The organism is Shewanella sp. 2_MG-2023 (assembly GCF_030548905.1).
Lineage (GTDB): Bacteria > Pseudomonadota > Gammaproteobacteria > Enterobacterales > Shewanellaceae > Shewanella > Shewanella electrodiphila.
Genome location: NZ_JAUOSO010000007.1, coordinates 23,987 through 46,641, shown reverse-complemented (window position 1 = coordinate 46,641; position 22,655 = coordinate 23,987). Strand labels below are relative to the sequence as shown.

At 40.9% G+C, this 22,655-nt stretch carries 17 protein-coding genes; 13 read left to right on the top strand and 4 right to left on the bottom strand.

The features are described from left to right. Positions 1-139 precede the first annotated feature (139 nt). From Q4600_RS08790 to Q4600_RS08775, 4 genes are all read left to right on the top strand, one after another. Positions 140-1,924, top strand: coding sequence for an assimilatory sulfite reductase (NADPH) flavoprotein subunit (locus Q4600_RS08790; RefSeq protein ID WP_303515389.1), 1,785 nt, complete (start codon positions 140-142; stop codon positions 1,922-1,924). Positions 1,925-2,018: 94 nt separating this feature from the next. Further along, complete coding sequence (gene cysI / locus Q4600_RS08785; protein ID WP_229371479.1) at positions 2,019-3,710, top strand: assimilatory sulfite reductase (NADPH) hemoprotein subunit; 1,692 nt, start codon at positions 2,019-2,021, stop codon at positions 3,708-3,710. 39 nt (positions 3,711-3,749) lie between these two features. Then, a complete protein-coding gene (locus Q4600_RS08780; protein WP_303515386.1) occupies positions 3,750-4,490 on the top strand; it encodes a phosphoadenylyl-sulfate reductase in 741 nt (246 codons plus the stop codon). Positions 4,491-5,179: 689 nt separating this feature from the next. Further along, positions 5,180-6,901 carry a hypothetical protein gene (locus tag Q4600_RS08775; protein ID WP_303515383.1) on the top strand — a complete coding sequence of 574 codons (1,722 nt, stop codon included), beginning with the start codon at positions 5,180-5,182 and terminating at the stop codon, positions 6,899-6,901. Positions 6,902-7,109: 208 nt separating this feature from the next. Here the strand turns inward: Q4600_RS08775 and Q4600_RS08770 are convergent, their stop codons facing one another. After that, complete coding sequence (locus Q4600_RS08770; RefSeq protein ID WP_102528217.1) at positions 7,110-8,009, bottom strand: phospholipase A; 900 nt, start codon at positions 8,007-8,009, stop codon at positions 7,110-7,112. Between the two features lie 266 nt (positions 8,010-8,275). Here Q4600_RS08770 and cobA point away from each other — a divergent pair, with 266 nt between their 5' ends. The 9 genes from cobA (at position 8,276) to Q4600_RS08725 (ending at position 19,551) form a co-directional block, all read left to right on the top strand. Then, the gene (gene cobA, locus Q4600_RS08765) at positions 8,276-9,097 is read left to right on the top strand and encodes a uroporphyrinogen-III C-methyltransferase (protein WP_303515380.1); all 822 of its coding nucleotides are present in this window, start codon (positions 8,276-8,278) and stop codon (positions 9,095-9,097) included. Between the two features lie 540 nt (positions 9,098-9,637). Then, positions 9,638-10,999, top strand: coding sequence for a Na(+)-translocating NADH-quinone reductase subunit A (locus Q4600_RS08760; RefSeq protein WP_102528219.1), 1,362 nt, complete (start codon positions 9,638-9,640; stop codon positions 10,997-10,999). Then, the gene (locus Q4600_RS08755) at positions 10,999-12,216 is read left to right on the top strand and encodes an NADH:ubiquinone reductase (Na(+)-transporting) subunit B (RefSeq protein WP_229371410.1); all 1,218 of its coding nucleotides are present in this window, start codon (positions 10,999-11,001) and stop codon (positions 12,214-12,216) included. Before Q4600_RS08760 ends, Q4600_RS08755 begins: the two co-directional genes overlap by 1 nt. Then, on the top strand, positions 12,206-12,976 hold the full coding sequence (locus tag Q4600_RS08750) for a Na(+)-translocating NADH-quinone reductase subunit C (RefSeq protein WP_229371408.1): 771 nt from the start codon (positions 12,206-12,208) through the stop codon (positions 12,974-12,976). Before Q4600_RS08755 ends, Q4600_RS08750 begins: the two co-directional genes overlap by 11 nt. After that, the gene (locus tag Q4600_RS08745; RefSeq protein WP_102528222.1) at positions 12,976-13,596 is read left to right on the top strand and encodes an NADH:ubiquinone reductase (Na(+)-transporting) subunit D; all 621 of its coding nucleotides are present in this window, start codon (positions 12,976-12,978) and stop codon (positions 13,594-13,596) included. Before Q4600_RS08750 ends, Q4600_RS08745 begins: the two co-directional genes overlap by 1 nt. Positions 13,597-13,601: 5 nt before the next feature. After that, positions 13,602-14,210 carry an NADH:ubiquinone reductase (Na(+)-transporting) subunit E gene (nqrE, locus tag Q4600_RS08740; RefSeq protein ID WP_248955527.1) on the top strand — a complete coding sequence of 203 codons (609 nt, stop codon included), beginning with the start codon at positions 13,602-13,604 and terminating at the stop codon, positions 14,208-14,210. 76 nt (positions 14,211-14,286) lie between these two features. After that, positions 14,287-15,504, top strand: coding sequence for an NADH:ubiquinone reductase (Na(+)-transporting) subunit F (gene nqrF / locus Q4600_RS08735; protein ID WP_303515375.1), 1,218 nt, complete (start codon positions 14,287-14,289; stop codon positions 15,502-15,504). A gap of 377 nt (positions 15,505-15,881) precedes the next feature. Continuing rightward, positions 15,882-17,087, top strand: coding sequence for an amino acid permease (locus Q4600_RS08730; RefSeq protein ID WP_102528224.1), 1,206 nt, complete (start codon positions 15,882-15,884; stop codon positions 17,085-17,087). A gap of 307 nt (positions 17,088-17,394) precedes the next feature. After that, positions 17,395-19,551, top strand: a complete 2,157-nt coding sequence (locus tag Q4600_RS08725) for a S46 family peptidase (RefSeq protein WP_229371404.1) — start codon at positions 17,395-17,397, stop codon at positions 19,549-19,551. 22 nt (positions 19,552-19,573) lie between these two features. Here the strand turns inward: Q4600_RS08725 and Q4600_RS08720 are convergent, their stop codons facing one another. The 3 genes from Q4600_RS08720 to Q4600_RS08710 form a co-directional block, all read right to left on the bottom strand. After that, positions 19,574-20,275 carry a 23S rRNA pseudouridine(2604) synthase RluF gene (locus Q4600_RS08720; protein WP_102528310.1) on the bottom strand — a complete coding sequence of 234 codons (702 nt, stop codon included), beginning with the start codon at positions 20,273-20,275 and terminating at the stop codon, positions 19,574-19,576. 14 nt (positions 20,276-20,289) lie between these two features. Further along, positions 20,290-20,994: a hypothetical protein gene (locus tag Q4600_RS08715; RefSeq protein WP_102528226.1), complete on the bottom strand. Its 705-nt coding sequence runs from the start codon at positions 20,992-20,994 to the stop codon at positions 20,290-20,292. 163 nt (positions 20,995-21,157) lie between these two features. Further along, entirely contained in the window at positions 21,158-22,489 is a 1,332-nt protein-coding gene (locus Q4600_RS08710; RefSeq protein WP_303515369.1) for a Na+/H+ antiporter NhaC family protein, read from the bottom strand. Between the last annotated feature and the right edge of the window lie 166 nt (positions 22,490-22,655).

The window sequence follows — 22,655 nt, the reverse complement described above, 5'->3', positions numbered from 1 at the left end:
TTGCGCTACACCACACTTTTGTAGCTTAAAAAACCGCCTTTGCATATTCCTTAATGGAATAAAAAAGTAATTTTTATTATTTTTTGGTTGTAAGCATTAGGAGTAGTCTGTTGACATTAAACTGTTATAAGGCCATCTAATGTTGTTAAAAGAACTTTCTTCATTCGCTTCGCCATTGTCTCAAGGACAAGTCGACAAGCTAAAACAGCTCACTTCAGAGTTATCTGCAACACAATTAGCTTGGGTTAGTGGCTATTTGGCGGCAACCTCAAATCAAGGTCAAATTGCCTCAGCGCCAGAAACTGCAGCAGCGCAAACAGTGACGATTTTATTTGGTAGCCAAACAGGTAACGGTAAAGCGATTGCTAAATCACTTGCGGCGCAAGCAACGGCAAAAGGATTCGCTGTCAATTTAGCCTCAATGGCCGATTATAATGTTCGCCAATTGAAGCAAGAAACAATCCTAATCGCTGTCGTCAGTACCCATGGTGAAGGTGAAGCGCCTGATGATGCCATTGAGTTACATAAGTTTCTTGCATCAAAAAGAGCGCCTAAGCTCGACGCACTTAACTTCTCTGTATTAGCGCTTGGCGATACGAGCTATGAGTTCTTCTGTCAAACCGGAAAAGATTTCAGTGAACGTTTAACTGCGTTAGGTGCAAAACAATTACTACCTATCGTTGAGTGTGACGTTGACTACGAAGAGGCGGCTGAAAGCTGGCAAGAGCAAGTACTAGAAGCTGTTGAGCCTTTAGTGCAAGCAAGTGGCGCGAGCGTAGTGTCAATCGACACTGCTAAAGCAACTTCAGAAAGCGAGTTCACTAAACAGCAACCTTACGAAGCTGAAATCTTACTTAGCCAAAAATTAACTGGTCGTGATTCTGATCGTGATGTTCGTCATGTAGAGATTGATTTAGGCGAATCAGGCATTAGCTATGAAGTAGGTGATGCATTAGGTATTTGGTTTACGAATAGCTCAGGCTTAGTCAATGAAGTGATTGCTGTTTTATCTTTGGATGCGAACACAGAAGTTAAGGTTGGCAAGCATACATTCTCTCTTGAGCAGGCCTTACTAGAAAAGAAAGAACTGACACAGCTTTATCCGGGCTTAGTAACAGCTTGGGCTGAACTTGCTGCTAACGATGAGTTAACTGCAATCGCTGCAGATAAAGAGCAAACTCGTCAATTTGTACTGGGTCATCAATTAGCTGACTTAATTAGTTTATATCCGGTCACTATTGATGCCGCTAAATTAGTTGAGCTGTTAAGACCGCTGACTCCACGTTTATATTCTATCGCTTCAAGCCAAGCTGAAGTTGAGAATGAAGTGCACTTAACCGTTGCATTAGTTGAAGATGAGCGAGCTGGTCAAGCAAGATTTGGCGGTGCTTCACATTTCTTAGCATCAGCTGAAGAAGGCCAATTAGTGAAGGTGTATGTTGAGCCTAATAAGCATTTCCGTTTACCTGAAAATAATGACACGCCAGTTATTATGGTTGGTCCTGGTACAGGCGTTGCGCCATTTAGAGCATTCATGCAGCAACGTGCAGTAGATGGGGTTAATAGTGACAGCTGGTTATTCTTCGGTAACCCTCATTTTGAACAAGACTTCTTATATCAAGTCGAGTGGCAGCAATACCTAAAATCTGGCGATTTATCTCGTTTAGATGTCGCTTTCTCACGGGATCAAGAACATAAAGTTTATGTGCAGCATCGTATCGCCGAGCAAGGCGAGTCTATTTGGCAATGGCTACAAAATGGCGCGCATTTTTACATTTGTGGTGATGCAGAGCGGATGGCGAAAGATGTCCATCAAGCACTGATTAATGTTGCTGTTGAGTTTGGCGGATTAGATGAAGCTGGTGCTGAAAGCTATTTAGAAGACTTACGCAGTGCTAAACGTTACCAAAAAGACGTTTACTAAATACAGATTATCGCAGTCTTCAACAAGACAATAAGAATAAAGCAGCGTTGGTGAATAGAGTCGCCAGCGCAGCAAGTATTAAAGAGGCCACATGATGAGTGAGCAAAAGTTAGCAGTAAATGAATATCTAAAAACCGACAGTGATTATCTGCGCGGTTCGATCAAAGAAGGCTTAGACACTCAAGTCACTGGATCGTTTAGTGATGGCGATCAGCAATTGATCAAGTTTCATGGTTTTTATCAGCAAGACGATCGTGATTTACGTAACGAGCGTAAAGAGCAAAAGCTAGAGCCATTGTATAGCTTCATGCTTCGTGCTCGTGTTCCTGGTGGGATTTGTTCGCCTGAGCAATGGCTTGATGTCGATAAGATTTCATCAACATTAACGACTTCTAACAGTATTCGTTTAACGACTCGTCAAACGTTTCAATATCACGGTATTCCAAAACGTAACCTGAAAACCTTGATCCAAGGGTTAGATAGAGCGGCACTAGATTCTATTGCTGCTTGTGGTGATGTAAACCGAAACGTGATGTGTAACCCAAACCCAATTGAGTCTACATTGCACCAACAGGCTTATGCAGTAGCAAAAGAGTTGTCAGATCATTTACTGCCACATACCCGCGCCTATGCTGAAATTTGGTTGGATGAAGAAAAGCTATTAGACACCGAAACCAATGAGCCTGTTTATGGCAAAACCTACTTGCCTCGTAAGTTTAAAATGGCAGTTGCAGTACCGCCAGATAATGATGTTGATGTCTATACCAATGACCTTGGTTTTGTCGCCATTGAAGAAGCTGGAGAATTAGTCGGCTTTAACTTGGTTGCTGGTGGTGGTATGGGGTCAACTCACGGTGAAGTTGAGACTTTCCCGCGTTTAGCTGATGACTTTGGCTTTATTAAAACCGCAGATGTGATTAAGTTTGCAGAAGCTGTAATGACTGTTCAGCGTGATTGGGGCAACCGTGTTAACCGTAAGCGTTCACGTTTAAAGTACACGATTGTTGATCATGGCGTCGCAGAATTTAAAGCGGAAGTTGAAAAACGTGCAGGAGTGAATTTTGAGCCGAAGCGTGATGCGGTTATTGGCGATCGCGGTGATAGATATGGTTGGGTAAAAGGTGTCGATAATAAATGGCATCTGACGTTATTTATCGAAAGTGGCCGTATTAAAGATGAGCAAGGTCAAACACTGCAAACTGGTCTTCGTGAAATCGCCAAAATCCATAAAGGCGATTTCAGAATGACATCAAATCAGAACATGATTATTGCTGGTGTTGCTGAAGAAGATAAAGCTGCTATTGAAGATCTTGCTCGCCAACATGGATTTTTTGGCAAGTTAATTAGCCAGACTCGTGGCCATTCGATTGCTTGTGTTGCTTTGCCGACATGTCCACTTGCGATGGCTGAAGCGGAGCGTTATTTCCCTGAGTTTATTGATCATATTGATGCGCTGCAAACTAAGCATGGTATTAGCGAACAAGCCATCGTTGTGCGTATGACTGGCTGTCCTAATGGTTGTGCTAGACCATTTGCCGCGGAAATTGGCTTAGTGGGTAAAGCGCCTGGGCGTTATAACTTGTATTTAGGCGCAAGCTTTGAAGGTACGCGTTTAAATAAAATGTACAAAGAAAACATTCAAGAGGCGGAAATACTCGCTGAGCTTGATAACCTGTTTGGTTTGTATGTACAAGAGCGTGATGCTGGTGAGACCTTTGGTAACTTCACAGTACGACATGGTATTGTCAAAGCAGTGAATGATGCTGCGAAAGATTTTCATGGTTAAGGCGTTATTTTCCTGCGCTTTACCAGTGAGGGTAAGAATATGATTGAGCAAAATGAGTTATTAGCGTTGTTAACAGCGCCTAAATCTGAGCAGGCGATTGTGCTCGAGAAAGTTAATCAATTCTTGTCAGGTTTAACTGCACAAGAAAGGGTGACATGGGGATTAGCTTATTTACCCGGCGAGCATGCACTATCATCGAGTTTCGGTATTCAAGCTGCTGTTATGCTGCATTTAGTCAGTCAGGCACAAGCAGATATTCCGGTTATTTTGACTGATACAGGGTATTTATTTCCTGAGACATATCAGTTTATCGATCAATTAACTGAGCGATTAAATCTAAACCTTAAAGTGTACAAAGCGGAGCAATCTTCAGCTTGGCAAGAAGCACTTTTTGGTAAGTTATGGGAAAAAGATCTTGAGGGCTTAGAGCAATATAACCGCATCAATAAAGTTGAACCGATGCAACGAGCCTTGAATGAGTTAAATGTTGGGACTTGGTTTGCTGGTCTTCGCCGGAGTCAGGCAAGTACTCGTGAAGCTTTGCCAATTTTAGCGATTCACGGTGATCGGTTTAAGTTATTGCCAATTATTGAGTGGACTAATAAAGATGTGCATGAGTACCTCACTCTGCATGATTTGCCTTACCATCCTTTATGGGAACAAGGGTATGTCTCTGTCGGTGATACTCACTCTAGTAAACCCCTAGAGCTTGGAATGAGCGAAGAAGATACTCGCTTTAATGGCATGAAGCGTGAGTGTGGACTGCACTACGAAATCTAGGTTTATCAATAGTTAAAATATCAGCTAAGGCTGATATTTTTATATTGTACTCACTATTATTTAACTGTCATTGAGCTATCGTATTTGTGTCACTTATTAACGTTATCATAGTGCTGCTGGATATAGTGAGTCGGCTTAGTGGTTTGTTGATGTGCATAATCGAACAAATGTTTACCCTGTACTTTTACAACCTATGACTGATTTTTGATGTTGAGACATTTTTTACCAACAATTTATCCACAAAAATATGCACAAGTTAATTTTATAGTCTAAATTGAGAAGTTCCCGTAGATGGTTTTTGTCGACACTTTAGGTTTGTGATTGCAAACCCTGTACCTCCAAAAGCCTTGCTCGTTAACACGAGCTTCCTAAGATTGGCTTGCTAGCGTAAGTACAATCTATTTAGGTTTCTCGGTTAGTTACTTTATGGTGACTAACCGAGAAATCGCTCCCTTAATTCATTTCTTGCCCTTAACCTTAACTTCCGCTGACCATCTCTGTAAAAAACCAAGCCTATTTACCGTTTTTATATGATCCAAAAATAAAAAAATGCTAAGTTATTGCGAAACTTATTAAAAATTGAACCCTGCTCGGTAGGCTGTTCGATGACAATATCAATACTTAATCCAATAACTCTCAAGGAAGAGTGACTTGTTTTAATTTACATGTGATTTATGGAGCAAAAAATAATGAAAAAACTCGCAATTGCAGCAGCGGTTATCGCTGTTGGTGCTGGCGCGTATGTGCTGTCTGGTAAAGATGGCGGTACATCATCTAACAACGAACTTCTTGAGTATATACCTGCTGATACATTATTGTTTTCTGGGCAATTAACCCCATTTCCGCTAGAAGATTACTTGTACTCCATGCCAATGGGCGTGAACAGTAAACTATCTTTAGAACAAATTGAGCAAGCGGGCCCATTCGGTTCAGAACAAGAGCGCTTTTTTGTTAGCTTATATAAAAGCTATTTAATGAGCTTTGAAAACCCTGGCGTATTTTTAAAGACATTTGGCTTACCATCACACATTGAATCATACACTTATACTCTAGGTGCTTTACCTGTGTTCAAGGTTCAAATTGAAGATGAAAATGCAATTTGGTCCTTATTGGATAAAGCATCTGATGAAAGCGGCTTAGTACACAAAGCAGAGTCGATAAAAGGCCAAGATTACCGAGCTTATTCATTGATTGATGAAGATGAATCTATCGATATGGTATTTTCGCAAAAAGAGGGCTGGTTAACCGTCACCTTAAATACTTCATTTAATAAGCCTGAACTGCTTGAAACAGCACTGGGCTTAACCAAGGTTGAAAACCCAATTAGCGATTCAGGCATGCTTGAAGAGATAGCATCAACTCATGGCTTCTTGAAAGACAGTATTAGTTTTATCAATCACGTTGAATTGGTCAATGGCCTAACGTCTAGTGATGGTAATATGCTCGCTAAACAACTGACTAAACTGGTTCAAATGGAAGGCTCTGGTGAGGATCCTTTCGCTGAATTCAAAACGTCAGAATGTAAGGCTGAATTCAATTCTATCGCGGCTAATTGGCCACGTTCTGTGATGGGGCTTAAATCGTTTTCAGTTGACAGAAAAGAAACTAATTTTGATGCTGAAATCGTGATTGAATCAAATAACCAAGTTATTTTAGGTGCATTGACTAAAATGCGCGGTTTTATTCCAAGTTTTAGCCAAAACATCAATGACAATGTTGCTTCTTTAGCCTTTGGTATGGATGTGATGCAACTGGCACCGGCTTTATCTGAAATTTGGAAAGACTTACAAACACCGAGTTATCAATGTGAAGCATTAGCCCAAATGCAATACGGGGTAAGTGAACAAAACCCTGCTATGCTGGGGATGATGACAGGCATGGCTAACGGCGTTAAAGGGATCAGCGCAACGATTGTTGATTTCTCATTAACTGACGAAAACGGTGAGCCAGGCTTTAAGCATTTAGATGCGCTTATTAGCTTATCTGCAGACGACCCTGAAATGCTGCTAAATATGGTACGTCCTTTTGTACCGCAATTGGCTAATATTCAGTTAGAGAAAAATGGCGATGCAATTGATGTGAGCCCTTATTTAATGTTACCACCAGAAATGGGCGTGACTGCTCAAATGGCGATGAAAGATAATCACTTGGTTATCTTTAGTGGTGACAAAGGTGAAGCATTAGCAGATAAACTAGCTACAGAGAAGTTAGAGGCGAATGGCTTAAATAGTGTCGCTTTAGACTACCAAAAGCTACTTACGCCAGTGTTTTCTTTGATAGAAGAAAGTGGTGAGCCGATACCTGAAGAGCTAGCAATGCTTAAAGATTACGATATGCGTATGCAATTTGGTCTTGATGTCACAGCTAAAGGTATTTCTATCTCGACCAAAGCCAACAGCAAAGCTAAATAGGTTATTAATCTCGAAGATCAAAAAAGGTGAGCCTAGTGGTTCACCTTTTTTATTGTTGTTGCTTAAGTCATTGTAGGCTAATGCTAGTGCTGAACTGTTATCACAGAGCAATCATTTATCACAGAGCAATCATAGCAGAGCTTTTATCACAGAATTGTCGTGCTCAACCTATCCAAATCCTACCAAAGCTTCTAGCGCTAGCTAAACATTATAAAATGTCGTTTATTGAAACCCCAATACCGATACGTTGGTTGTGATGGTTATAATCAATCATGCTTTCGCCATAGCCATTAAAGTATTGCGTATATAAGCGCAAGTTACCTAATATTGGATAACTCCAAGTAAATTCTATTGAGCCTTTATTTGGACTTTCGAGATTATTACGTCCCATCATTGTAAAGCGGTGCTCGCCTAAACCGTATACAGCCTTCAGTTCAAAGTTGCCCATATAGTCTTCAATGTCTGGATTATCATCACCATCAGGAGATGTCGGTGTTTCTTTTTCATCTTCAGGTATCCGATACCAAGCTTTAAAAGCTAATGCGAACGGTCCTCGATCGAATACCATCTCACCATAAATTCGATTCCAGCTGCGGGATAAACTGCCAGACTTACCATTAGATTGATGAACAGCACCAAAGCCCCAGAACGAGTTTCGAAGCCCTGCTATTTCCCAATCATTATTAAACAGCATAAATATTTCGGGTTCGTGGTTAGTTTCTCTAAAAGGAGAAGAGATGTCTTTATTGTATACCTGCCAATAGGATTGATTGGTATAGGCAAAGAAAAGGTGACCATTATCACCAAACACATTGTACCAAAGGGGGAACTTGAAGCTAATTTGAAATTTTGCTTCAGCATTATCTACTTGTTCATCACTCCCTTCATTTCCCGTTTTAAAATCGATGTATGGCTCTGAATTCGGATTATCATTGTAGGTATAAGGCAGAATATAGTTCACCTTATGGGGCGTAATGACGAAACTTTTATCTGAAGTTTCTACTTCACTTTGGATTCTTTCATCAACTAAAGAATCCTCACCGCTTGCATTGAAACTTGCGAAAGCAAATAAGTAAAAGATGAATGGCAGACAGAGTGACTTGGACATTTAACCCTCTTTAATCTCTATATTTTTTGACAGGTTATCATTGCGATAACAAAGGTGAAACAAAATCTGCGATTAAAATGTATTTAGATGCAGATGTAATACTAGGTCTATATGAAGGTGAGTTTATGTTGTTGAGATAAACATAAAGCAAGTGATAACGCGACTCTATATAACCAAAAAGAATAAAAGCTAAGTTTTATCTATTATATATGGAATATGTAAACCGTTATATTTAGCCTTAATTGAATAAAGTGGGGTTAAAGGTAATGGCGTTAGTTTCAATACCAGGTCAGCAGGCTAAAGGAAAAGTATGGTTAGTTGGCGCAGGCCCTGGCGATGTTGAATTACTGACTTTAAAAGCCTGTCGAGTGCTTAAGAACGCTGATGCAGTCTTGTATGACGCACTGGTCAGCCAAGACATTCTTGATCTCATTCCACAACATGCAGAGAAGATTGCTGTTGGCAAGCGTGCAGGTAAGCACAGTGCAGCACAAGATGAAATCAATCAACTACTCGTGACTAAAGCCTATACCCGTAAAAATGTAGTGCGCTTAAAAGGTGGCGATCCATTTATTTTTGGCCGTGGCGGTGAAGAGTTACAAACATTGGTTGAAAGCGATGTTAAATTCGAGGTTGTACCTGGTATCACTGCAGCAAGTGGCACTTCAGCTTATGCAGGGATCCCATTAACCCATCGAGATTACGCTCAAGGGGTTTCTTTTATTACAGGGCATTGCCAAATTGAAAGTCGCCCTATGGACTGGCAAGGTTACGCTAATTCGAATAATACGTTAGTGGTTTATATGGGTATTTTAAATGCCAATATCATTAGTGAAGGTTTAATCAGTCATGGGCGCTGCCCTGATACGCCAGTGGCGATAGTGTCAAAGGCAACGACATCATCACAGCAGCGTTTTATTGGCAAGTTAAGTGAGTTGTCTCAACTCGCTGCAGATCCAGCGTTAAAAATGCCAGCTTTGATGATCATTGGCGAAGTGGTTCAACTTGCAGATTCATTAAACTGGTTTAACCCAGTTGAAAAAGCGCCATCGCAAATACATTCTGAAATTACCGCTTTAGGGCTGTAATTTATATATTTTTAATAAAACTTAACTGTTGAACCATCATCAGTGAATTGAGAATAATCAAAACATTAATCGATCTATTGATTTTAGCGATAAGTAATCTATCTGGGACTAAATCCATATTGATGATTACAATTGCGGTTAAAAGGCTGAATGACTATTTCAGTCTTTTTTTTACTTATTTTTTGCGAATAGGGATTATTTTTAACAACAACTGGTAAACTTAACCCGGAAATAACATCCTCATTTGTTTTTTCATGTAATTGTCATTCAGATTCTGTTGAGTTTACTGTGATCTCAGTCTATGTTATTTGATAGTATCTTGTGCTAGGTAAGCGTTATTTGCTTAATTATCCCTCTTTTTACGACGTGTTAAACTTTCGAAAATGAAATTTAATATCGGATGTAGTTCAAAATTACAAGCGTGAAGCAATTTTTGCCGTACATTTATTTCACATTTGTTTTAAAGGTGTGACTTCAATAGCGGATTTAGCTCACAGAATTATTTATTATGTGCTATCTGAATTTTAAAGGTTACAAGTAATGGCTGGATCCTCAAATCAGGTTATAACTATTAAACGAGGCCTCGATGTGCCTATTGCGGGGCAACCGCAACAAAGCATTGAATCTGCTAAACAAACCTCTCGTGTTGCTATTCTTGGCGAAGAATATGTTGGGCTTAAACCGACAATGCTTGTTGAAGAAGGTGAGATGGTCAAAAAGGGTCAGGCTCTTTTTGAAGACAAGAAAACACCTGGCGTGCTATTTACAGCACCAGCAAGCGGTGAAGTAATAGCAATAAATCGCGGTGAGAAACGCGTGTTATTGTCAGTTGTTATTCGTTGTGAAGGTGATGAATCCCTCTCTTTTGAATCGTCAGAAGATGTGATGTCATTATCGCGCGATGCGGTGAAAGCTAATCTTGTAAAAAGTGGTTTATGGACAGCGCTTCGTACTCGACCATTTTCTCGCATCCCTGCGATTGAAACTGTGCCTACGGCGATTTTCGTTACGGCAATGGATACCAATCCACTTGCTGCCGATCCTCGAATTATCATTGCTGAGCAGCAGCAGGCCTTTAATGTCGGCATGCAGGCGTTAACCCGTTTAACCGATGGTAAAGTGATGTTGTGCCATGATGAGGGTGACAGTTTACCCGGTCATGATTTACCACAAGTTGAATCGCATCAATTTGGCGGCGTACACCCAGCGGGTCTTGTTGGTACGCATATTCATTTATTACATCCAGTTAATATCGAAAAAGTGGTTTGGCATATTGGCTATCAAGATGTGATTGCGTTTGGAAAGCTATTTCAAACTGGTGAATTATTTAATCAAAGAGTGATTTCTTTAGCTGGCCCTAATGTGCTTAAACCACGCTTGGTTCGCACGCAAATGGGGAGCGACTTAAGTGAATTGGTTGAGAGTGAACTCAAAGACATTCAATCACGGGTTGTTTCTGGTTCAGTGTTGTCTGGTCATACAGCGATAGGTGTATATAACTACCTTGGTCGTTACCATTCTCAAGTTTGTGTGCTTACTGAAAATGCACGTCATGAACTACTGCCTTGGGTACGACGCAACAAAGAAAAGTTTTCGCTAACCGGCATTATGATGTCTGGTTTTAGCCGTACTAAAAAGTTATTCGATTTTACTACTCATGCAGGTGGTTCACCGCGGGCAATGATGGCGTTTGGGCAATTAGCCCGTGTAATGCCATTAGACATTTTACCGACCTTATTGGTAAGAGACTTAGTGGTTCGAGATACCGATGAAGCGCAGTTACTGGGCGCACTAGAGCTAGATGAAGAAGATTTAGCTTTATGTACCTTTGTTTGCCCAGGTAAATATGATTTTGGTAAAGAATTACGTGCTTGCCTAGATATCATCGAGAGGGAAGGTTAATGAGTCAGCAACAGAACAAACCGGGTAAGCAAGAGCGTTATTACGCTCACGGTCACTCGATGAAAAGCTACTTGCGCTCTTTATGGATCGCACGTGGCCGCAGTACTAAAGGTAAAGTGCATGTTCGTGATGCCATTGATGTTAAGCGTACCATGCACATTGTTGGCATGTGTTTATTGCCAGTATTGTTTTTCGGAATGTATAACCTAGGTTTACAAGCGCAAGTTGCTATAGCTGCTGGTGCAACTCAGCCTGAAAGTTGGCAGTTAGCCATTTTTAGCACCTTATTCGGTCAGTTAACTGACCAATCAGGTTTAGTCAGCTTATTTGCCTATGGCGCAAGTTATTATGTGCCGATTTATCTCGCCACATTGATTGTGTGTTTATTTTGGGAAGTGATTTTTGCCAAGATGAGAAAGCAAGAGTTGCATGAAGGCTTTTTTATCACCGCATTACTGTTCTCAATCATAGTGCCAGTTTCAACCCCGTTATGGATTATTGCTGTTGGCGTGAGCTTTGGTGTCATAGTCGCCAAAGAGATGTTTGGCGGCATGGGTTATAACTTCTTAAACCCTGCGCTTGCAGGTTACGCCTTTATTTATTTTGCTTATCCAACTGAAGTGGCGGCAATTAGTCAGTTTGTTGCAGTGGATGGTTTTGCGGGTGCGACCACCTTGACTGAAGCTGCTGCCAGTCGCGCAAATCTCTATGCAGATGTGAGTTGGCTTGGCGCATTATCTGACCCTAAATGGATGGATGCCTTTTTAGGCTTCACTCCAGGTTCAATTGGTGAAACCAGTACCTTGGCTATCCTAATTGGTGGCGGCGTATTGTTATTAACTCGAGTTGCTGATTGGCGAGTGGTTGCTGGCGTTTTGTTAGGCATGATTGCTACGGCTATCTTGTTTAACTTATTTGGCCCTGCCAAGAACTCAATTGCTGCAATGCCTTGGACTTGGCACCTTGTTACTGGTGGTTTTGCCTTGGGTATGATGTTCATGGCGACAGATCCTGTTACCGCTTCTTATACTCGAAATGCGAAATATGCCTATGGTGCATTGATTGGGTTTATGACGGTGTTAATTCGAGTGCTGAACGTGAAATTACCTGAGGGCATAATGTTGGCGATTTTATTTGCCAATTTATGGGCTCCGCTATTCGATTATCTGGTGGCTCGCGCCAACATTAAACGGAGACTAAAACGTCATGGCCTTTAAGAAAGATACTGTCGCAGGCACGATGATATTTATCATCAGCCTGAGTTTAGTTTGTTCGTTTATGATCACCGGTACCGTTGAAATTCTTAAAGAACGTAAACTGGTTAAAAAGCGTGATGAGGTACAGCAGTTTGTACTTCGCGCCGCTAATGTTGATATTAGCGCTGGTGACTTCCGAGAATTATTTACTGAGCGTGTGACGCCGAAAATGGTGAACCTAGAATCAGGAGAGTTTGTTGCCCAAGAGAACTTACTGGATCTCGATGAGCGCATGGCGGCCATTAATCCAGAAACCTCATCAAAACCTAAAAAAGATACCGCGAAGATTAAAACTCGTGCTAATGACATCCGTATTTTCGAAGTACGTGATGAGAGTGGTCAGCTTACCAGTGTGGTAATGCCGATTTACGGTAAAGGTTTATGGTCAATGATATATGGTTACTTGGCGGTAAAACCTGATTTAAATACGGTAGAAAATATCATTTTCTATGAGCACGGTGAAACGCCCGGTATTGCTGATTTCGTCACGGATTCTGAATGGACTGACTTATGGAAAGGTAAGCAGTTATTTGATGAAAAAGGCAATATTGCGATTAAAGTTGTTAAAGGCGGCGCCAAAGAGGGCGATGTTCACGGTGTAGATGGCGTGAGTGGCGCAACCAGAACAGGTGTTGGTATTCAACGCGCTGTTGAATTCTGGTTTGGTGTTGAAGGTTATCAACCTTTTCTTAAGCAATTTGCTGTTACGGAGGCTAAATAATGAGTAGTGCAGTTTCTACAAAGCAGATCTTAACCTCGCCTATTTTTGCTAATAACCCAGTCGCGATGCAAGTCCTTGGTGTGTGTTCTGCACTGGCTGTTAGTAACTCAATGCAAACGGCATTAGTGATGACATTGGCGGTGACGTTTGTATTGGTCATGTCGAATTTAATCATTTCGACGATTCGTAACTTCATCCCTAACAGTGTGCGAATTATTGCGCAAATGACCGTGATTGCTTCACTGGTGATTATCGTTGATATGGTGTTACAAGACGTGGCTTACGAACTTTCAAAGCAGTTATCTGTGTTTGTGAGTTTGATTATCACCAACTGTATCATCATGGGGCGAGCAGAAGCTTTCGCGATGAAATATCCTCCGCATCTGGCATTAGTTGATGCGTTAGGAAATGCCATGGGTTACGGCGTGATATTGCTTGGTGTGGCATTTGTGCGTGAGCTATTAGGTCGCGGTACTTTGTTTGGCCATGAAATATTTACCACTATTGAAAACGGTGGTTGGTATCTTGCAAACGAAATGTTCACCTTACCGCCAAGTGCGTTCTTCTTGATCGGCGTGATGATTTGGGCGATCAATGTTGTGCAGCGTAAGAGAGGATAATGGCGATGGAACATTATATTAATTTATTTATTCAAGCTGCGTTTATCGACAATATGGCGCTGTCATTCTTCTTAGGTATGTGTACGTTCCTTGCGGTATCTAAAAAGGTATCAACGTCTTTTGGTTTAGGTATTGCCGTTATCGTAGTAATGATGCTCGCTGTGCCTTTGAATCAAATTATCTATGTAAATGTACTCGCGCCTGGCGCGCTGGCTTGGGCTGGATTTCCAGAATTAAATCTAAGCTACTTGCAGCTTATTACCTTTATTGGGGTGATTGCTGCCTTGGTGCAAATTTTGGAAATGTTTCTTGAACGTTATATTCCAACTCTGTACCAGTCCTTAGGTATTTTCTTGCCACTATTAACCGTTAACTGTGCGATTTTTGCAGGGGTTATTTTTATGGCAAACCGTGACTACAACTTAGTTGAGTCGATGGTCTTTGCAGGTGGTAGTGCTGTGGGTTGGGCAATGGCGATTATTCTGTTAGCAGGTCTTCGTGAGCGGATGAAGTTTCATGCTATTCCGCTGGGCTTACAGGGGATCGGTATAACCTTTATAACGACTGGTTTAATGGCGCTGGGTTTCATGTCTTTCGCTGGTATTACCTTATAGTGTGGTGCTTAAAAATGACAATGCAATCGAATATGAATTCTCTGAGTGATGACAAATTGTTGAGAAGGTACATTTAATGGAAATGGCAATTGGCATAGGCATGTTTACCATAGTGGTAAGTTTGCTGGTAATGGTAATTTTATTCGCCAAGAGTAAATTGGTGAATACCGGTGATGTCACCATTGGAATTAATGGTGAAGCGGATAAAAGTGTGCGTACGCCTGCAGGGGATAAGCTGCTTGGTGCACTAGCAGGTAACAGTATTTTCATTCCATCAGCCTGTGGTGGTGGTGGAACCTGTGGTCAGTGTCGTGTGACAGTTAAATCTGGTGGCGGCGATATTTTAGCGACTGAGCTTGACCACATTACCAAAAAAGAAGCAAAAGAAGGTTGTCGTTTAGCTTGTCAGGTTGCCGTTAGAACGGATATGGAACTTGAAGTTGACGAAGAAATCTTTGGGGTTAAAAAGTGGCAATGTGAGGTTATTTCAAATAATAACCAAGCGACATTTATTAAAGAGCTGTTGCTTAAAGTGCCTGAAGGTGAAGAAGTTCATTTTAAAGCGGGTGGCTATATCCAAATTGAAGCACCTGCACATGAAGTGAAATACGCTGATTTTGATATTCCTGAACAGTATCGCGATGACTGGGAACGGTTTGAATTATTTAATCTAGTTTCTAGGGTTAATGAAGATGTCTTACGTGCTTACTCAATGGCAAATTACCCTGATGAAAAAGGGACAATTATGCTCAACGTGCGTATTGCAACACCACCAACCAACGATTTACCGCCAGGGCAAATGTCATCGTATATTTTTAACTTGAAATCGGGCGACAAAGTGACGATTTCAGGCCCCTTCGGTGAGTTCTTTGTTAAAGAAACTGAAGCTGAAATGGTATTCATTGGCGGTGGTGCTGGTATGGCGCCAATGCGTTCACATATCTTCGACCAACTTAAAAGTAAGCAAACCAAACGTAAAATGTCATTTTGGTATGGTGCTCGCTCTGCTAGAGAGATTTTTTACCAAGAAGATTTTGACATGCTTGCTGCAGAAAATGACAACTTTGTCTGGCATGTGGCGTTATCAGATCCCTTACCTGAAGATAACTGGCAAGGCTATACTGGTTTTATTCATACTGTATTGCTTGAAAATTATCTTAAAGATCATAAAGCGCCAGAAGATTGTGAGTTTTACATGTGTGGCCCTCCAATCATGAACTCCTCAGTGATCAGCATGCTTGAAAGTTTAGGTGTTGAAGAGGAAAACATCTTACTTGATGATTTTGGTGACTAGCCTGAAATAGACAAGTTTTGATTGAATCAATATTATTAAAGCTGAAACTGAGGTTTCGGCTTTTTTTATGCTTGTTTATTTCGAGTAAACGATTAGGCTATAAAATTCATATCGCCACTCTTCCTTCCTATTGCTGCCATTTTCTGGATAATAATTAATGTAGTGTTGTAATGCTACACCATTGCAAAATTGTTGCGTTAAAGTTTTTAATAAATTGTTGCGTAATTGTTTATTAACGGGCTTGTAAGCCTTTATCTCTCTATACCTATTGCTTGTTACAAGAAGCATCTGATACTGTCAAATGAGTAGCATGAATCATTAATAAGACTTCAGCTGCGCAATATAATAACGACCAATAATTAAATGGGACTCATGTTTTGAATTTAAAAATGCTTGGCTCAATAGCCATTGTGGCTGGAACTGCGATTGGTGGGGGCATGCTCGCTTTGCCCCTTGCGACAGCAGCATTAGGTATTATGCCAGCAATTTTGTTGCTGGTAGTGATTTGGGGATTATCAGCTTACACCTCATTACTGATGTTAGAGATTAATTTACGTGCAGGTGTTGGTGACAACGTGCATGGCATTACGGGTAAAACATTAGGTAAAGTAGGCCAACTGATCCAAGGTGCATCCTTCCTAAGTTTATTATTTGCACTGACGATGGTGTATTTAATGGGCGGTTCCTCATTACTTGAATCCCGCTTAGAGCCGTTACTAGGCGTAGACTTAAATAATCAAATTTCAGTATTACTATTTACGCTGTTTTTTGGCGGTATTATCGCCGTGGGCGTCAAGTGGATTGATAAAGTCTCACGAGTCCTTTTTACCGCTATGGTGGTGTTATTAGTATTAGTGGTAGCTTTCTTATTACCTGAAGTTAATATTGTTGCCTCGTTAACTAACTTCTCAGCTAATGTTGCTGAAGGCGATAAGCTGGATCAATTATGGTTGGCAGCAATTCCAGTGGTGTTTACGTCATTTGGTTTCCACGTGTGTATTGCTACCATCGTTAGATACCTTGATGGTGACGCAGTGTCACTGAGAAAGATCCTATTAATAGGTTCGACTATTCCGCTATTTTGCTACATCTTATGGTTACTCGTTACCCTTGGTACATTGGGCGGCGAAACCGTTCATGGCTTTGCAGGTTCATTGCCTGAGTTAGTCAGTGCGCTGCAGGCTGTGGCTCAGTCAGCTATCGTGAGCCAGTTTATTGATTTATTCGCAAATCTTGCACTGATCACTTCTTTCTTAGGTGTGACCATGAGCTTATTTGACTATGTTGCAGAATTAACCCGTGCAAGAGATGATGCTGCTGGTCGTGCTAAAACCTGGTTGATTACCTTTGTACCACCATTACTTTGTGCACTGTATTACCCTGATGGCTTTTTCCAAGTACTGGGATTTGCAGCAATACCGTTAGTCGTTATGATTATTTTCTTGCCAATTGCGATGGCGCTAAAACAACGTAAAGCGCAAATGGGCGGTTATGAAGTGAGTGGTGGTAACTTTGCTATGGGTGTTGCTGGTATCTTGGGTGCGCTGATTGTTTTAGCTCAGCTAATGGTGGCATTAGGCTAATTTTTCAAAAGTTACTTCAAAAGCGACTTTAAAAAGTGGATATTGTTGAAAGTAATGCAACAAGAATGTAACGGAGTTTTACAACCACTGTTCTTAACTTCTTTCGATATGATAAAGTCAGGCTATATGCCTGACTTTTTTATGTGTTAAATACGCAAAGTGTTTAACAAGCACAAAGGACAGAAGAGCTTTATATCATCTGTCATTTCAATAATTGTGCTGCAGTTTATAGGCGTAAAAGAATAATAAACCTGAAATCAGGTTAATAAGCTAGATGTGCACTCACTTATAAAATGGAATTATTACAATGAAAACATGGTTATTAAGCGCCGCAATCGTGGCCTCATTTGCTGCACAAGCAGATGAAGGGATGTGGCAGCCTTATCAACTCCCAGCAATGGCTGATGAGTTAAAAGCAAAAGGGCTAGAGATTGATGTGAAATCGATATCTAAATTGACAGAATACCCAATGAACGCAGTGATTAGCTTGGGCGGTTGTACTGCATCATTTGTTTCTCCAAAAGGGTTAGTTGTCACTAACCATCATTGTGCTTATGGCTCAATTCAGTACAACTCAACCCCAGAAAAGAACTTATTAAAAGATGGTTTCTTAGCAAAAACCTATGCAGACGAATTACCTGCAACGCCTGGTTCACGCATCTTTGTAACAGAAGAAGTGACTGATGTAACTGATCAAGTTAAATCTGGCGAAATGAATAAAGTGGGTAACGATTTTTATAAAGGGATTGAGCAAAAAGAGAAAGCCCTTGTAGCTGAGTGTGAAGCTGAAGATGGTTACCGTTGTAAGGTATATAGTTTCCACGGTGGACTTGAGTATTATTTAGTTAAACAAATGGAAATTCGTGATGTTCGCTTAACCTATAATCCAGCTGCGAGCGTGGGTAAATATGGTGGTGATATTGATAACTGGATGTGGCCGCGCCATACCGGTGATTTCTCATTCTACCGCGCTTATGTGGGTAAAGATGGCAAACCTGCAGATTTCAGTAAAGACAACGTGCCTTATGAGCCAAAAAGCTTTTTAAAAGTATCAGCTAAAGGTGTGAGTGACGGTGATTTTGTGATGGTAGCAGGCTATCCAGGTCGTACAAACCGTTACCGCACAGCTAACGAAGTAGAAAATCAGTTTGAATGGGCTTACCCAGAAGGGAAAGTACTACGTGAGCGTTTAATTGAAATCATCAAAGAAACTGCGCCAGAAGGCAGTGACGAACGCATTAAGTATGAAAGTGCTATTGCAGGTTTAGCGAACTACGCTAAAAACTTTACTTCAATGATTGAGTTTTATGGCAAATCGCCAATGCTTGAAGAGCGTAAGGGCTTGGAGCAAAAACTGGCTAATTGGATTAAAGCTGATAAGAAGCGTCAATCGCAGTATGGTGAGACTTTAGCTGAACTTGATAAGTTGATCGCTAAAGAACAACAAGGTCAAGAGCGTGACGTGCTGATGAGCTATATGGGCTATAGCAGCATGATGAGTACAGCGGGTCGTTTATACCGTCTTGCTAATGAAAAAACCTTGCCAGATATGGATCGTGAACCAGGCTATCAAGAACGTGATATGACTAATTTCACTTCTGGAATGGAGCGTATTGAGCGTCGTTATGCCGCTAGTGTGGATAAAGCCATCCTTGCAGATTTGATTAAACGATATGCAGCATTGCCAAGCGAATACCGTCTAGCAGCTTTTGATAAAGCATTTGCAATCGGTCAGCCATTTGATGAAGCTAAATTCACTAAGCACCTTGATAACATGTACGCTAAAACTACGTTATCTGACAAAGAAACGCGCTTAGCGTGGATGGATAAGTCGGTTGCTGAATTTAAGAAGTCAAAAGATCCATTCATTCAATATGCTGTTAGTACGTATGATGAAAGAATGCAGCGTGAGCTAGATAATAAGCAGCTTGCTGGTGATTTAATGAAAGTACGCCCGCAGTATATGGATGCGATTATCGCTTACAACCGTGAACTTGATAAGCCTGTATATGCTGATGCTAACTCAAGTTTACGTGTCACCATTGGTAATGTGAAAGGTTATAGTCCACAAGATGGATTAGTGGCGGTTCCTTTTACTCGTTTAGAAGGCATTGTTGCGAAAGATACTGGTGTCGAGCCTTTTAACTCTCCAGCTAAACAGCTTGAGTTAATTAACCAAAAGCAATACGGCGATTACTATGTTAAATCTCTAGATTCTGTACCGGTTAACTTCTTATCAACTCTTGATACAACCGGTGGTAACTCTGGTTCACCTACCTTAAATGGTCGAGCTGAACTGGTGGGGTTACTATTTGATGGTGTTTACGAGAGTATTATTGGTGATTGGGGTTACGATCCTGAGACAAACCGTTCAATTCAAGTGGACAGCCGTTACATGTTATGGGTTATGAAATACTTAGATAACGCTGATAACTTACTTGAAGAGATGGAAATCGTTAAGTAGAAGGTTCATACATTACAGGCATCTAGAGTTTCAGTAGGTGCCTTAGAACCGAAATTTCTGCGGCCTCTAGGGGCCGCATTTGTTTTTCTGCTAAGTTCAAAAGTTCACAATTCATTATACTCATACGCACCAAATCAATCACGTTATAGCCTAGAGCTTTAGCCATTCTACGGATCTGTCGGTTTAAACCTTGGGTCAACGTAATTTGAAATTGATTCTCACTGACTGCGGTAACTTTACAAGGTTTAGTGGTGACATCACGATAGCTTACCCCTTGGCTCATTTTCTCAATAAACTCATCATTAAAAGGGCGATCTACTGTTACTAGATACACTTTTTCATGGCCAAAATCTGGGTGCATTAATCGGTGGGTTAATTCACCATCATTTGTGAGCAATAACAGCCCGCGTGAATCCTTATCTAATCTACCAGCAGGATAGAGCCTAGGAGCGGGCGGTAGAATATGGATAAGACTAGATGGAAGGTCGGGCAATAAGCGGCAGTCAATGCCTACAGGTTTGTGATACAGCCAATACTGTTTACTTTCAATAGGGGCAATTGGCGCACCATCCAATAAGATATTAGGATTAACAGCAGATTGATTCACTCTATCTAATGGTGATGCCTGTTGGCCGTTAAAACTGACACGACCAGCAGCAATAAGTCGCTGAGCTTGACGTCTTGAGCTGACACCACAATGGGCGAGGTATTGTTCTAAACGCATATTAACTGACAAGGTTAATCGCTCGCAAAGGTGAGGTTTGATAGCTGTTTTTGCTGAAACTTAATCATTTTTTTCATATTTAGCCCCAGCAAGACACACCATAATATATTGGCTTGAGTCAGTACCCACATGACTAAAGACACCCAACAAATATCGCCGACTCTATGAGTGCAAGGATCAAAATCAAGCGTAGACCAGTTGAGTAAATACATTAACGCAATAGAGAAAATTAGCCCAATAATGTTAAAGCCAAATAAAGATGTTGAAAGTGAACTTTTTTTTCTAAAGTAATCAATGAAACAAAAGCTGTGCAGTAGAAAAGTACAAATGAGATAACCAGTTGAAAAGAAACGATGTTGCTCAAGAAAGTTAATTGGAAAAATACCAATCAGTACAATTAATACCCCTAGAATAGCGCCAGTAATGGTAATGATCCTGCTATATACATCGGTAAAAACATAATATCGCGCCAGCATCGAAAGCATCAAACAAGCGCCGCCAATCACTAAGCCCATGTTATATACAATCGCTAAAGGCGAACTCATGTAGTCGCCTAAGGTGTCAGCGCGAATACTTAATGGACTGACTCCTAATCGAGCAACCTCAGCAATAAGTGCAGTACTAATCCCCAAACCACTGATCAACGCCGTCGCTAAAGACATGAAAATAATCATTAAATGTAAATCGTAATGTTTATTGGCTTCAATTGTTTGACTCATGAATGGCTTAATATCTGCTTTCGTTAACTAATTGTTAGTGACAGATTATCACTAATCGACATATTTTATTAAGAGGGAGATACAAAAAACCTGATATAAATTGCCAGTTGGCATTTCTATATCAGGTTTTAAAAGCGTTAAACTTATCGTCTAACTGCGCTGATTAGTTACGCTTGCGTAAAATCACAATGGCTACAGCGACTACCGCTAAAATCATGCAGTACCAAGCGTAAGAGATGGCTGCTAATGGGCTAATAGCAAATGTAGATGCTATCAATAATGCTTGGGCGCCATGAGGGATAAGACCCTGAACAATACAAGCGAAGATATCTAATACACTTGCAGCACGTTTAGGTTCAACACCATGTTTTTGAGCTAAATCTTTAGCAATATCACCAGCAACGACAATTGATACAGTGTTGTTTGCCACACAGGTATTGGTGGCTGCAACAATACTGGCCATACCTAATTCAGCTGCTCGGCTTGACTGACCGCCTTTAGCTTTTGAGAAACGTTTGATTAGTAATTCAATTTTTTCACTGACAAACTTCAGTCCACCTTGCTGCTGCATTAGTGCAGCTAAACCGCCAACAAGCATTGAAAGGATGAAGATTTCTTGCATGTTAGTGAAACCAGCATAAATATCTTGTCCGAACTGGATTACACCGTAATCAGCTACAAACAGCCCTGTTGCTCCAGCAAGTAAAATACCCACGGTTAGCACAACGAACACATTCACACCCGCTACTGCTAGAAATAAGATCGTTAAGTAAGGGATAACATTGATGATATCAATTTCTTGAGCGGCGACCTCAGCTTGTCCTTGGCCTGCAAAAGCAAATAGCACAAGCGTGATTAATGATGCTGGTAAGGCAAAGATTAAGTTCTCGTGGAACTTATCTTTCATCTCACAGCCCTGTGTTCGGGTTGCAGCAATGGTGGTATCAGAAATAATCGACAAGTTATCACCAAACAACGCACCTGACATAACAGCACCTGCCATTAGGGCGTAATCAATTTGCGCTTGGTCAGCAACACCTAAAGCAATTGGCGCAACAGCAGCAATGGTGCCCATTGAGGTGCCCATAGCGGTTGCAATGAAGGCGGCAATAACAAAGAAGCCAGGAAGCAACATGCTTGAAGGGATCATTGAAAGACCTAGTGCAACGGTTGCATCAACACCACCAGTGGCTTTAGCAACAGATGCAAAAGCACCTGCGAGTAAGTAAATTAAACACATCGCGATGATGTTGCTGTGACCGATACCCGCAATAAAGGTATCAATAGACTGATTTAGTTTTTGCTTCGATAGCAATAGCGCCAAAATAATCGCAGGTAAAATAGCGATGACACTTGGTAATTGATAAAAAGCGAAATCTACCCCTTGGCTTTGAAAGTAAACGCCAGCACCGATAAATAGGGCTAAAAAGGCGAATAGAGGCAATAAAGCGATAAAGGAGGCTGGGCTCGTCGTAGTTGTATTTTTTGTCGTCAAGGTCGTCTCTCTTTTTTTATTTCAGTGATACTGGTTATGCGTCTATGGATGCAATTGAGTACTTTAGCAAACTCTTCATTAATAGTCGTATTATGATGACTTCTTAAGTTCTGGCAAGCATAGGAGATCTACAAATTAGTGTCAATCTAGACGTCTAGACTTCTTT